Source organism: Amycolatopsis sp. WAC 04169 (assembly GCF_003947535.1).
Lineage (GTDB): Bacteria > Actinomycetota > Actinomycetes > Mycobacteriales > Pseudonocardiaceae > Amycolatopsis > Amycolatopsis keratiniphila.
This window is the reverse complement of record NZ_QHJI01000015.1, coordinates 57,735-70,192: the sequence shown is the minus strand read 5'-3', so window position 1 is coordinate 70,192 and position 12,458 is coordinate 57,735. Positions and strand designations below refer to the sequence as shown.

Sequence of the window (12,458 nt, the reverse complement as noted above, 5' to 3'; positions counted from 1 at the left end):
GGGGAATGCGGGCGTCAGCCGCGCAGCGAGCGGGGCAGCCCGAAGGCCGCGAGCAGTGAGTTGTCGAGGAACCGGGTCACCGCGGTGACCCGGTCGCCCGCGAGTTCCAGTACAAGTACGCCGTGCGCGTGGCCGATGGGCGTCCTCGGATCGCGGAGGTAGCAGCCGAAGGCGGGCTGGCCGTTGGCGCGCGTCGGGATCAGCGAATACCGGCGGCCATCGCGGAGCGCGACGGTCGCCAGGAAATGCCCGACGGCCTCTGGGCCCTGGTACTCCAAAGGAAGCGGGGGCATGGTCAGCCAGGCGTCGTCGGTCAGAAGCGCCACGATGGCCTCGACGTCGCCGTTCTCGAAGGCACGGGTGAACTCGTCGACGATCCGGCGTTCGCGCGGGGAATCGGGCAGGGGAGCGGACTCCCGTTCACCCGGCGGCATCTCCTTGGCCAGCGCCGAACGGGCCCGGTTCAGCGCGCTGGTCACGGCGTTCTCGGTGGTGTCGAGGATGCCCGCCACCTCGGCGGCGCGGAACCCGAGGACATCGCGCAGGACCAGCACGGCCCGCTGCCGGGGAGGAAGCCTCTGGAGCGCCGCCAGGAACGCGAGCGAGATCGACTCCCTCGCCTCGTAGCGGGCCTCCGGGCCGGGCACCCGATCGGCGATTTCGGCGAGCAGCAGGTCCGGGTACGGCTCCAGCCAGCTGGGTTCCGGGCGACGGCGCGTCGGCTCGGGCAAGGGGACCTCCGGTCGGTAGGCCGCGTGGTCGTGCGGGCGGCGGTCGCCCGCACGCAGCGCGTTGAGGCAGCGGTTGGTCGCGATCCGGTACAGCCAGGTCCGGATGGACGCGCGTTCCTCGTACGCGTCGATCCCGCGCCACGCGGCCAGCAACGTCTCCTGCAGCAGATCCTCGGCGTCCTGCACCGAGCCCAGGATGCGGTAGCAGTGCACCTGCAGTTCACGGCGGTACGGCGCGACGAGGTCACGGAACGCCTCGCCGTCACCGGTCTTCGCCAGGGCCAGCAGCTCGTCCACCCGCATACCGGGTTCCCTCCTCTTGTGGTGTCTCTCGAAGGGATGGACACCGCCGTCGCCGGAAACTGGTCGGTCGGCGACCAGTTTCCCCCGAAATCGCGGAAAACCGGTTCGCGGTCCACATCGGAGTGGCTACACTCGCCACGAAATCACCCCGGCGAGGAAGGACAGGACCGTGCGTCATCACCACGCCGTCGTCGTCCCCTCGGCTCGCTACGAGGTGATCCTGGTGTCTCCGCGCACCCGGTGCCGGCCGCGCGGCTAGCACCGGCCCGTCTCACGAACGCCTGACCTCTTCCCGTTGCCGCGCAACGGTGAGAGGCGCCTGTCCGCGTTCGCCAAATCGCGCCGTCGGAGTTTCGCCAGTTCATCCCGAAAGGCCCGCGCCATGCGCACCGTCCCGCTGTCCGCCGTCCGCAACCTGGGCATCCTCGCCCATGTCGACGCCGGCAAGACCACTCTCACCGAACGGATCCTGTACGTCACCGGCACCACCTACAAACGAGGTGAGGTCCACGACGGCACGACCGTGACCGACTTCGATTCCCAGGAGCGAGACCGTGGCATCACCATCTTCGCCGCCGCCGTCAGCTGCACGTGGGACGGCCATCGCGTCAACCTGATCGACACCCCCGGCCACGTCGACTTCTCCGACGAGGTCGAACGGTCGCTGCGGGTGCTCGACGGCGCGATCGCCATGTTCGACGGTGTCGCCGGTGTCGAGCCGCAGAGTGAATCGGTGTGGCGTCAGGCCGATCGGCACGGCGTGCCGCGGATCGCGTTCGTCAACAAACTCGACCGTGCGGGTGCCGACCTGGACGCCGCCGTGGCGTCCATCCGGGAGCGGCTGCATCCGCGCCCGCTGGTGGTCCAGCTGCCTATCGGGGCGGAAGACGGCTTCGTGGGTGTCGTGGACCTGCTGCGGATGCGGGCACTCGTCTGGGCCGATGGCGCCGAGACCGCCGAGGAAGGGCCGATTCCGGAGTCCCTTGTGGACGAAGCGAACCGGCGACGGCGTCTGCTCGACGAGGCCGTGGCGGAAGCCCATCCGGGCGCGCTGGAGGAGTTCTGCGTGTCGTCGGCGGTGTCGACGAAGACGCTGGTCTCGGCGCTGCGCGAGCTGACCCGGACCGGCGACGGCGTCGTGGTCCTGTGCGGCTCGGCCTACCGCAACCGCGGGGTGGAGCCGTTGCTGGAAGCCGTGGTGGCGTATCTGCCCGCACCGTCGGATGTTCCGCCGGTCCAGGGCGAGTACGACGGCGCGACCCAGGAACGTCCCGCCGATCCGTCGGCGCCGTTCGCGGCACTGGCGTTCAAGGTGACCTCGACCGCCACCGGGCGGCTGACGTTCCTGCGGGTGTATTCGGGCACGATCCGGACTTCGGAGGCGGTGATGGACGTGGGCAGTGGTCGTATCGAGCGGGTCGGCCGCATCCTGCGCGTCCAGGCAGACCGGCATACCAGGGTGGACAGCGCCGTCGCGGGCGACATCGTCGCGGTGGTCGGGCTCAAGACGGTCCGTCCCGGCGCGACGCTGTGCACGCCGTCGGAACCGCTCCTGCTCGAGCCGCCCGTCGCGGCCGATCCGGTCGTGTCGGTCGCCGTCGAACCGCGGACGGGTACCGACACGGAACGCTTGATGTCGGCGCTGGCGCGGCTGGTCGAGGAGGATCCGTCGCTGCTCGTTCGCACCGATCGCGAGACCGGTCAGACCCTGTTGTCGGGCATGGGCGAACTACATCTGGAGGTGGCGGTGGAGAAGATCCGGCGCGACCACGGGCTGGACGTCGGCGTCGGACGGCCCCGGGTCGCCTACCGCGAGACGGTCGCGCGCGGCGTGTCCGGATTCGTGCACCGGCATGTCAAACAGGATGGCGGTGCCGGGCAGTTCGCGCACATCGTCATCGATACGGAACCATTGGAGGAAGGGGAATTCGAGTTCGAGTCCACTGTGGTCGGTGGGCGGGTGCCTCGGGAATACGTCCGTGCCGTCGAAGCGGGTTGCCGTGACGCGCTGGCGGAAGGCCCGCTCGCCGGGCATCCGGTGACCGGTGTCCGGGTCACGCTGACGGACGGGGCGACCCACCCGAAGGACTCTTCGGAACTGGCGTTCCGGGCGGCCGGGCGGTTCGCGCTCCGGGCGGCGTTGGCCGCCGGCGAGATGACACTGCTGGAGCCGATCACCGAAGTGACCGTGACGGTGCCCGAAAGCGCCGTCGGCGTGGTGCTCGGCGACCTCGCCGCCCGGCGTGGCCGGGTGCTGGGGTCGGTGGTGCGCGCGGGAACGACCGTGGTGACCGCGACCGTGCCGCTGGCCGAACTTTTCGGCTACGCGACGCGGCTGCGCAGCCGGACCCAGGGGCGGGGCACGTTCACCGCCCGGCCGGTCGGCCACGCTCCGGCACCGGAGGGCCTGCCGGTCCGGTAGTTCGCGCCGGTCCGAAGTCCGACGATGGCCCGCCCACGACACTGTGGGCGGGCCATCGCCCGGATCGCTGTCACCCGGCTATCGGGCGCCGGGCGACAGCCGTCTCAGCCGGTCACACCGAAGGCCACGGAGGACGGCAGTTCTGCCGCGGCAGCGCGTGCGATCCGTTGGTGTACACGCCGTCCGCGATCGTGTCCTCCATGATCGAACGGTGATCGGTGGGGCGGGCCCACTGGTAGCAGAGGTGCTGGGCGAAATAGCCGCCGGGCGCCTCGATGGTGTCGAAGTGGCAGACACCGTCGGTTTCGATGCAGTAGCGGATGAACGGGATACCGCCGAAGTCGGTGCGCCCGGGCCCGAACGACACGTAGCCGCCGAACGGCGACGGCGCCCCGGTTCCCGCCGGGAGCACCGCGCTGATCCCGCGTCCCGGCGGACCGACGGGCTGCATCGGATCGGCGAAGATCTTCGCCCGGAACCGTGACTTGTCCACGGCCAGCTTCCCGTCGGCGATGTCGTTCAGCACCAGGTTCGCGACGAGGGCGCCCTGCGAGTAGCCGACGACGGTGAACTCCGCCCCGGGGTTCTCGTCGAACGAGCTCTGGACGACACGGCGGGCCTCTTCGTGCCCGCGAGCGACGCTCTGGTCCATGGGCGTCTGGTCGCAGTTCGGTGCTCCGGCGGCCCCTGCCGGGTAGTGGACCACCTTCTTGATCCCGCCCCGCAACCAGGCGTCGTTGTACACGGTCGCGGCCCCGTCGCAAGTGCCGCCGACGAGGATGTAGTAGCGCGCCTGGTCGGCCTGGGCCGATGGCGCCATGACGCTGATCAAGCCGGTGGCCAGTGCGGCCGCCGCCAGGACCCCCCTGAGTTTCTTCACATTCATCGTCCTTTCGTTCGACTACGGTGCGTGGTCGAACGCTAGGGACGAGTCATGAAATTTCGATGAAACCCCCTTCGGACTTCAGCGGTGGGACAGGACGTTGACGACGTGGCCGCTCGGATCCCGGACGAAGAACCGCCGGACACCCCACGGCTCGTCGGTCAGTTCGTGCACGATCTCGGCACCGGCGGCCTTGGCCGCCGCGTAGCGCGCGTCGACGTCGTCGACCTCGATCGAAGCGATCGGCACGACGGGCGCCGTTTCGTCATGGGTCATGAGGCTCAGCTGGACTTCCGGCCGCTCCGGATCGGCCAGGGTCACGATCCAGCCGTGATCCATCACCACCTCGAAGCCGAGAACCTGTACGTAGAAGGCCTTCGCCTCCTCCAGCGTCCGTGTCTCGAGGTTGGTGACCACTCTCTTGATCGACATGCCCGGATACTGGCACAGGGGTCCGACGGTTTCGGGGGAGCAGGAGCGGCGTCGCCAGCATGAGCGCCCCGGCGATGCCGACCGCGGCGCGCGGGCCGGTCAACATGGCGAGCAGACCCCACAGCGCGGTCAGGGTGGCGGTGGTGAGCTTCCCGGCGATCGACCAGGCCGAAAGTGTGCGGGCCGCGCGGTCGAGGGGCACCTGCTCGAGCCTGCTGGTGGCGAGCACCGGGTTGAACACACCGATACAGGTGATCAGGCAGAGTTCGACGACGATGACCAGGATCAGGCCGGGCACACCGGGCTGGATGAAGACGAGCCAAACAGGCCAGCAGACCCGCAGCCAGCCGAAGACGAACAGGACCTTGTCCCGGCCGTACCGCGCGACCAAGGGCCGCGAGAGCCGCGCCCCGATCAACCCACCGAGGCAGGGCACGGCGAAGGCGACCGCGTACTCCCAGGGCGCGAAGCCGAGCTGCCCGAGCATCAGCACGGCGAACAGCGGTGCGGTCGCCATGATCAGGCCGTTGACCACGATCGTGTTGACGAACAGGGGACGCAGCAACGGATGGGCGAGGATGAACCGCCAGCCCTCCCGCAGGTCGCGGCCGGTCAGCCGGGGACCTTCCGGCTTCGCGGGCGGCGGTTCCGAACCGCCCACGGCACGGATCCCGAGCGCCGAAAGCAGATAGCTGACCGCGTCGGCGGCGATCGTGATCACCGGCCCGAACAGGCCGACCGCGAAACCACCGAGCGGCGGCCCGAGCACGGTCGCCGTCCAGGTCGTCGATTCGAACCTGGCGTTCGCGATCAGCAAGTCCTCGCGGGGCAGCAGGGTTTTGAGGAAAGCCCCGCTGGCGGCCAGGAACGTGATGTCGGCCGCCGCGACGACGACCGACACCGCGAGAAGCTGGCCGAAACCGAGCAGCCCGAACGCGTACGCCACCGGCACGGTCAGCAGCGCCCCGCACCGGACGAGGTCCATCGCGATCATCACCGGCCGTTTGCGCCGGAACTCGACCCACGGGCCGAGCGGCAGCGCGACCACGGCGCCGACGACGAGGCCGGCGGCCGCCAGGAGCGAGACCTCGGCGGTGCCCGCGCCGAGCACCACGATCGCGATCAGGCTGAACGCGTCGAACGCGAACCTGGTCCCGAACGCGCTCGCCGCATATGCCGCCCACAGCCAGCCGAACCGTCGCCCCAGCGATCTCCCACCCACGCGCGAGATCAAAGCAAGCCGTGGCCCCGAAGTCGAACAACGGGTCGTTGGCAGGTCACAACCGCGGGTTGTGCGACCCGCTCAGAGTTCCCCGAGCGCGGCGACCGGCGATTCGACGCAGTCGGCGACGAACCGCAGGAACCCGCCGGCGGTCCCGCCGTCGCACACCCGGTGGTCGAACGCCAGCGTCAGCTCGCAGATCTTCCTCGCCACCAGCTCGCCGTCGACCACCCAGGCGCGGTCGATGATCCGGCCGATGCCGAGGATCGCCGCCTCCGGGTGATTGATGATCGCGGCCGAGCCGTCCACCCCGAACACCCCGTAGTTGTTGACCGTGAAGGTCCCGCCGGTGAGGCCCGCCGGGCCGAGCTTTCCTTCCCTGGCCTGTGTGGTCCGGTCACCGATCGCCGCCGAAAGCTCCCTTGTGGACAGTGAGCCCGCGTCGCGGACCACCGGCACGACGAGCCCGCGGTCGGTCTGCGCGGCGAAACCGAGGTTGATGTCCCGGAGCTGGACAATCTCGTCGCCTTCGACACGGGAGTTCAGCTCGGGGAACTTCCGCAGGCCCGCGACGGCGAACCGGGCGACGAGGCCGAGCAGACTGACCGGGCGATCCGGCGCCGAGGCGTTGAGCGACTTCCGTGCGGCGACGAGTCCGGTCGCGTCGACGTCGACCCAGACCGTCGCCTCCGGGATCTGCCGCCGCGAGGTCGTCAGCTTGTCCGCGACCGCCTTGCGGACCCCGGTCAGCGGGATCCGTGTCTCGCCGTCTCGCTGCTGCGGGACGGCGAGGGCCGCTTCGACGTCGGCGCGCCGGATGATGCCGCCCGGACCGCTGCCGGTCAGCTTCGTCAGGTCGATCTTGTTGTCCGCGGCCATTTTGCGGACGAACGGCGAGATCACGCCCGGCGCTTTCGACGGCTTCTCCGGGGTGGCGACGACGGTGCGTGTCCGGCGGCGCCTGGTCGTGGTGGTCGTGCCGTAGCCGATGAGGACGTTGCCGCTGCCCTCGCTCGCGGTCGTCACGCCGGGTTCGGTGAACCCGGGGCCGATGGTGAGCAGGGGAGCGCCGACGGGCAGCGACTGGCCGGGTTCGCCGTGGAGGCGGGTGACGACGCCGGCGAACGGCACCGGCACTTCGACGGCCGCCTTCGCGGTCTCGACTTCGACAACGGGCTGGTCGACGCCGACGGTGTCGCCCTCCGCGACGAGCCAGGTGACGATGGTGCCCTCGGTCAGGCCTTCACCGAGGTCGGGGAGCAGGAAGTCAGGCACCGGCCACCACCGGTTCGTCGTTCCACTGCAGCCGGGCGACGGTGTCCAGGATCCGGTCGACGTCCGGAAGCTGATGACGCTCCAGCTTCGGCGGCGGGTAAGGGACGTCGAGCCCGGTCACGCGCAGGACGGGCGCGTGCAGCTGGTGGAAGCATTGCTCGGTGATCCGGGCGACCACCTCGGCGCCGTAGCCGCCGAACCCGGCCGCCTCGTGGACGACGACCGCGCGTCCCGTGCGGCGGACCGAGGCGGCGACGGTCTCGTCGTCGAACGGGCTCAGCGACCGGAGATCGACCACCTCGACGTCCCAGCCCTCGGCGGTCGCGGCCTCCGCGGTCTCCAGCGCGGTGGCGACCATCGGGCCGTACGCGATGAGCGTGACGTCCTTGCCCTCGCGACGCACGACCGCGCGGTCCATGGCCGCACCCTCCCGGGTGAAGGAAACGGGTTCCTTCGACCAGTAGCGGCATTTGGGTTCGAGGAAGATCACCGGATCCGGCGAGTCGATCGCGTCGCGCAGGAGGTCGTAGGCGTCCTGCGGAGTGCCGGGCGTGACGACGCGCAGGCCGGGCGTGTGGGTGTAGTAGGCCTCGCTCGAATCGCAGTGGTGTTCCACGCCGCCGATCCCGCCCGCGTAGGGGATCCGGATGACCATCGGCAGTGACAAGGCACCGCGGGTGCGGTTCCGCAGCTTCGCGACGTGCGAGGTGATCTGTTCGAAGGCGGGGTAGGCGAAGGCGTCGAACTGCATTTCGACCACCGGGCGGAACCCGCCCATCGCCATCCCGACCGCGAACCCGACGATGCCGGACTCGGCCAAGGGCGTGTCGAAACAGCGTTCCTCGCCGAAGTCGGCGGTGATGCCGTCGGTCACCCGGAACACGCCGCCGAGCGGGCCGACGTCCTCACCGAAGATCAGCACGCGGTCGTCGTCCTTGACCGCGTCACGCAGGGCGGCGTTGAGCGCTTGTGCCATCGAGATCTCGGTCATCAGGCCTCCAGTTCGGCCGCGACCAGCGCCCGCTGGGCGGCCAGCTGACGGGTCGGGACGGCGTACACGTGCTCGAACAGCGACAACGGATCAGGCTCCACGTCGGCGTTGAGGGTGTCGCGCACTCCGGCGGCGAACGTCTCGGCCTCGGCCCGGAATCGCTCGATGTCGTTGTCGGACAACAACTTCTCGTTGGTCAGATAGGTCTGGAGGCGGCGAACCGGGTCGGCCGCGCGCCATTTCTCGACCTCGGCCTCGTCGCGGTAACGGGTGGCGTCGTCGGCGTTGGTGTGCGCGTCGATCCGGTAGGTGTGCGCCTCCACCAGGACCGGCCCCCGACTGGAACGCGCGTGCGCGACGGCGTCGTCCAGCACGGAGAGGACGGCGAGGGCGTCGTTGCCGTCGACCTGTTCGGAGCGGACGCCGTAACCGACGCCCTTGTACGCCAGCGCGGGCGCGGCGCTCTGCTTCTCGAACGGCACCGAGATCGCGAACCCGTTGTTCTGCACGAAGAACACCGCCGGCGCCTTGAACACGGCGGCGAAGTTGAGCGCCTCGTGGAAGTCGCCCTCACTGGTGGCGCCGTCGCCGATGAGCGCGAACGCGACGGCGTCCTCGCCCCGGCGTTGCATCGCGTGGGCGAGCCCGGCGGCGTGGAGGGTCTGCGTCGCCAGCGGGGTGCACTGGGGAGCGACCCGCGTCTTGGCGGGGTCGTAGCCGCAGTGCGCGTCGCCGCGGAGCAGTGTCAGGATCTCGCCCGGTTCGAGGCCGCGAGCGACCAGCGCGACCGAATCGCGGTAGGTGGGGAAGAGCCAGTCGGCGTCGGTGAGGGCGAGCGCGCTCGCGACCTGGCAGGCCTCCTGGCCTGCACTGGACGGGTACACGGCGAGGCGGCCCTGCCTGGTCAGCGCGGTCGCCTGCGCGTCGAACCGGCGGCCGAGCACCATCAGCCGGTAGGCCTCGACGAGCCGTTCGGACGGCGGCACGGTGTAGTCACCGTGCTCGTCGACGCGTGTGCCGTCCTCGGCGAGGAACCGCACCGGGGTTCCGGACGGCAGCAACGCGGCGGCAGGGGTCTCCCGCGACATGGCGCAGCACCACCTTTCACAGACATATGATGCTGAGATGGTGGTTTCCGGAGTCCCAGTGTTCAAGAGGCGTACGAAATGAGCGACAAACTGCCCGCAGAATCGGTTCAGCCAGGCCGACCGTCCAGTAGTGGCGTGGCTCACGGGCCGGATCCGGGACGAACGGTCCTTGCCCTCGACGACATCGATCGGGCCATCCTCGCCGAGCTGACCGCGGACGGCAGGCTCGCCGTCCGGGCGCTGGCGGAACGGCTGCACATCTCGCGCACCAACGCCTACGCGAGGCTGGACAGGCTGATGTCCGAAGGCGTCATCACCGGCTTCGGCGCCCGTATCGATCCGCGGCGGGCAGGGCTCGGAACGAGCGCGTACATCCTGATCACCGTCGAGCAGACGTCGTGGCGCACGATGTCCGCCGAACTGCGTGAAATCCCGTTCGTCGAGCACGTCTCGCTCGTCGGTGGCGATTTCGACATCCTGCTGCTGGTGCGGACGCCGGACAACGCTTCGCTGCGGGACGTCGTCCTGGAACGGTTGCAGGCGCTGGACGGCGTGCGCTCGACGCGGACCTGGCTGATCTTCGAGGAGCAGCCGGGCGTCGCCCCTCGTGAGTGGTGAGGACGGTTCTAACGGACTCGGATTTACCTACCCACTGATGTGTTTGGCGGTCGACGGGGGAAGATTCCGGCCGCTGAACGTCCGGAATCTTCCCCGGTCACCTCGTCTGCCACCGGTCGCGCCTCGCGCGACCTTGATCAACGGAGGATCGGGGACGTTGAGTGTCCCGAACCTTCCGTTGATCAAGGTCCAAGACCGGGCGTCCCTGGCGACGATGGAGGATTTGGGACGTTCAACGTCCCAAATCCTCCATCGTCGCGCCCGGCAGCCGCTGACGCTGTAACGCTCTCCGCGCTTCCGCCGAATACAGGCGGGTTCGATGGCGGAGGCGGAGGAATCGTGGCGCGTGTCCTGGTCCTGATGGCGGTCGCGGCGGTCGTCTTCGCGACGCCTGCGTGCGCGCGGTCGGAGCCGGCATCGCGTCCCGCAACCACGGTCACGACGAGCGTCGAGCCGACCGCGACCGATCCGCCGAGCACTGAGATGACCACTTCGGTCACCGCCGCACCGACCACGAGCAAGGTGCTCGTCAAAACGAAGACGGACCAGCGGAGAGCGGCCTGCCGCAAGAACGAGAATCACTGCTACGAGCCAGGGACGAACACCAAATGCCGGACCGGTGGCTGCGTCAACACCGGACGCGGGATGACGCAGCGCGACGTCGACAGACAGCGCGACAAGTGGCTTCGCGAGCATCCGGGTTGGTGCCCCGCGGGCGAGACCGGAGCGGTGGCACCCTGTTGACCGGCACACGCCATTCGGGTGATAACGGTTCGGCATTCGATGTATCTGACGTCCACCCCATTGACACCTTCCTGCGATCGCGGCGACTGGGTGGAGGATTGCGGTGACGGTGGAGGACGCGGGTCAGGACTACCTGACGCGGCAGATCGGGGCGCTGCTCGAAGCGATTCGCGAGGAGGGGCCGGTCGGCGAGGGCAGACGCAGTTTCCGGATCGCCGGGCATCTCGCCGCGGAGGGCGGGTTCCACCTCGGCGACATCCTCGCCGCGACCGCGCAACTGCTGGCGGTCCACGCTTGGAACAACGGCTACCTCGCCGCGGCGGAACTGCTGACGCGCCGCATGCGGGAGTTCGGCGCCGAGTCGGCGGAACTGGTGCGCTACCTCGTGCGGCTGGAGACCGGCTGCGAACAGGGCTGGCTCCCGCACGCGGACCGCGACGAACTCATCGCCTACGCCCGGCGCGTTCAGCGCGCGGACATCGAGGAGCGTGCGCTGTCCATCGAGGCCTCGTTGCCCGGGGTCACCGATCCCGAGCGTCCTGATCGGATGGCGAGTGAGTCGTGAGATGGTGCTCGGGATCGGCGAGGATGCCGCGGATCACCGAGCCCGCGGCGCCGCGGACGGCGGCTCCCGTGCCGAGCGCCGACTGGACGACGCGCACCGGCGACCACGCCGTGCTGGGCACTCGCCGCTCCAGTTCGGCGAGGAGTGGCTCACGCAGCCACGGCTCCAGCCGCGCGTAGGTTCCGCCTAGCACCACCGCCGGGACGTCCATCAGATTGACCACAGTGGACAGTCCGACGCCGAGGTGTCCCGCGGCGGTGGTCACCGCGGAAAGCGCGCCGTCGTCGCCGGACTCCAGTGCGGAAACCAGCTCGTCCACGGTGTCCGCCTCCGCGAGCCGCCGGATCTCCTCCTGGCCCGCCATGCGTTCCAGGCAGCCGTTCGCGCCGCAGGAGCACGGCGGCCCGTCGGGTGCCACCGGCAGGTGGCCGATCTCGCCGCCCGCGCCTCGGACGCCTTCGAAGAGGGCCCGGTCCAGCACGATTCCCGCACCGATCCCGATCTCGCCCGACACGTGGACGAAATCCGGCAACGCCGTGCCGTGCCAGAGTTCGGCGAGTGCCGCGAAGTTCGCTTCGTTGGCGACGGTGAACGTCCCGCCGAGCCGGTCCGCGAGGTCGACGTCGCGCCAGCCCAGGTTGGGGGCGAGCCGCACGAGGCCGGATTCGACCAGGCCCGGCACCGCGATACCGACGCCGCCGACCGGGACGCCCAGCGCGTCCGCCTGCTTCCGGGCTTTGCGCAGAAACGCCGACACGCGCTGGAAAACCCGTGGGGTGCGATTGTCCGCGTATCGCACCTCCTGCGCCCGGACGGCGCCGGTCAGATCGACGAGACAGGACGCCAGGTAGTCGACGCCGATCTCGATGCCGAGTCCGTGCGGGCCGGTGGGGGAGAGCGACACGACGGTGCCGCGCCGTCCGGGGCCGACGCGTTGTTCCGGTTCGCCTTCGGCCACGAGATCCGCCGCGATCAACCGGTCGACCACGCTCGACACGGTCGCCTTCGTCAGGCCGGTGGCGGCCGCGAGGCCCGCCCGCGACGTGCCGGGACCGTCCGCGATCGCCCCGAGGACGAGCGCGGCGTTGTGCTGCCGCACGGTGTGCTGTCCCGCCGGGCGCGTGCCGATCATCGCGCGATTGTATTCGTTCGATGCCTGAACGAAAGCCTTGACCCGCCGGGCC

General features: G+C 69.9%; 12 protein-coding genes. 4 read left to right on the top strand and 8 right to left on the bottom strand.

Annotation, left to right across the window (positions count from 1 at the left end):
• Positions 1–14 precede the first annotated feature (14 nt).
• A complete protein-coding gene (locus DMC61_RS36625; RefSeq protein WP_125695110.1) occupies positions 15–1,034 on the bottom strand; it encodes a sigma-70 family RNA polymerase sigma factor in 1,020 nt (339 codons plus the stop codon).
• Positions 1,035–1,416: 382 nt separating this feature from the next.
• On the opposite strand from DMC61_RS36625, the gene fusA reads away from it, so the two are divergent.
• Positions 1,417–3,456: an elongation factor G gene (gene fusA / locus DMC61_RS36620; protein WP_125695109.1), complete on the top strand. Its 2,040-nt coding sequence runs from the start codon at positions 1,417–1,419 to the stop codon at positions 3,454–3,456.
• Between the two features lie 112 nt (positions 3,457–3,568).
• Here the strand turns inward: fusA and DMC61_RS36615 are convergent, their stop codons facing one another.
• From DMC61_RS36615 to pdhA, 6 genes are all read right to left on the bottom strand, one after another.
• A complete protein-coding gene (locus DMC61_RS36615) occupies positions 3,569–4,342 on the bottom strand; it encodes a PE-PPE domain-containing protein (RefSeq protein WP_016334513.1) in 774 nt (257 codons plus the stop codon).
• Between the two features lie 78 nt (positions 4,343–4,420).
• Positions 4,421–4,684 carry a VOC family protein gene (locus tag DMC61_RS36610; protein WP_233595069.1) on the bottom strand — a complete coding sequence of 88 codons (264 nt, stop codon included), beginning with the start codon at positions 4,682–4,684 and terminating at the stop codon, positions 4,421–4,423.
• Entirely contained in the window at positions 4,605–5,993 is a 1,389-nt protein-coding gene (locus DMC61_RS36605; RefSeq protein WP_125695107.1) for an MFS transporter, read from the bottom strand. Before DMC61_RS36605 ends, DMC61_RS36610 begins: the two co-directional genes overlap by 80 nt.
• Before the next feature lie 81 nt (positions 5,994–6,074).
• Complete coding sequence (locus tag DMC61_RS36600; RefSeq protein ID WP_125695106.1) at positions 6,075–7,268, bottom strand: dihydrolipoamide acetyltransferase family protein; 1,194 nt, start codon at positions 7,266–7,268, stop codon at positions 6,075–6,077.
• Positions 7,261–8,259 (bottom strand): alpha-ketoacid dehydrogenase subunit beta, encoded by a 999-nt coding sequence (locus DMC61_RS36595; protein ID WP_125695105.1) that lies wholly within the window; start codon positions 8,257–8,259, stop codon positions 7,261–7,263. The genes DMC61_RS36600 and DMC61_RS36595 overlap by 8 nt, the downstream gene beginning before the upstream one ends.
• Positions 8,259–9,347, bottom strand: coding sequence for a pyruvate dehydrogenase (acetyl-transferring) E1 component subunit alpha (gene pdhA / locus DMC61_RS36590; RefSeq protein ID WP_125695104.1), 1,089 nt, complete (start codon positions 9,345–9,347; stop codon positions 8,259–8,261). The genes DMC61_RS36595 and pdhA overlap by 1 nt, the downstream gene beginning before the upstream one ends.
• A 135-nt stretch (positions 9,348–9,482) precedes the next feature.
• Here pdhA and DMC61_RS36585 point away from each other — a divergent pair, with 135 nt between their 5' ends.
• The 3 genes from DMC61_RS36585 (at position 9,483) to DMC61_RS36575 (ending at position 11,274) form a co-directional block, all read left to right on the top strand.
• A complete protein-coding gene (locus tag DMC61_RS36585) occupies positions 9,483–9,965 on the top strand; it encodes an Lrp/AsnC family transcriptional regulator (RefSeq protein ID WP_072027029.1) in 483 nt (160 codons plus the stop codon).
• Between the two features lie 339 nt (positions 9,966–10,304).
• Positions 10,305–10,709, top strand: a complete 405-nt coding sequence (locus DMC61_RS36580; RefSeq protein ID WP_125695103.1) for a hypothetical protein — start codon at positions 10,305–10,307, stop codon at positions 10,707–10,709.
• A gap of 103 nt (positions 10,710–10,812) precedes the next feature.
• Entirely contained in the window at positions 10,813–11,274 is a 462-nt protein-coding gene (locus DMC61_RS36575) for a hypothetical protein (protein WP_016334506.1), read from the top strand.
• On the opposite strand, the gene DMC61_RS36570 is transcribed toward DMC61_RS36575, so the two are convergent.
• Positions 11,231–12,406, bottom strand: coding sequence for an ROK family transcriptional regulator (locus DMC61_RS36570; RefSeq protein WP_125695102.1), 1,176 nt, complete (start codon positions 12,404–12,406; stop codon positions 11,231–11,233). The two genes, DMC61_RS36575 and DMC61_RS36570, sit on opposite strands and share 44 nt — an antisense overlap.
• Positions 12,407–12,458: the final 52 nt, after the last annotated feature.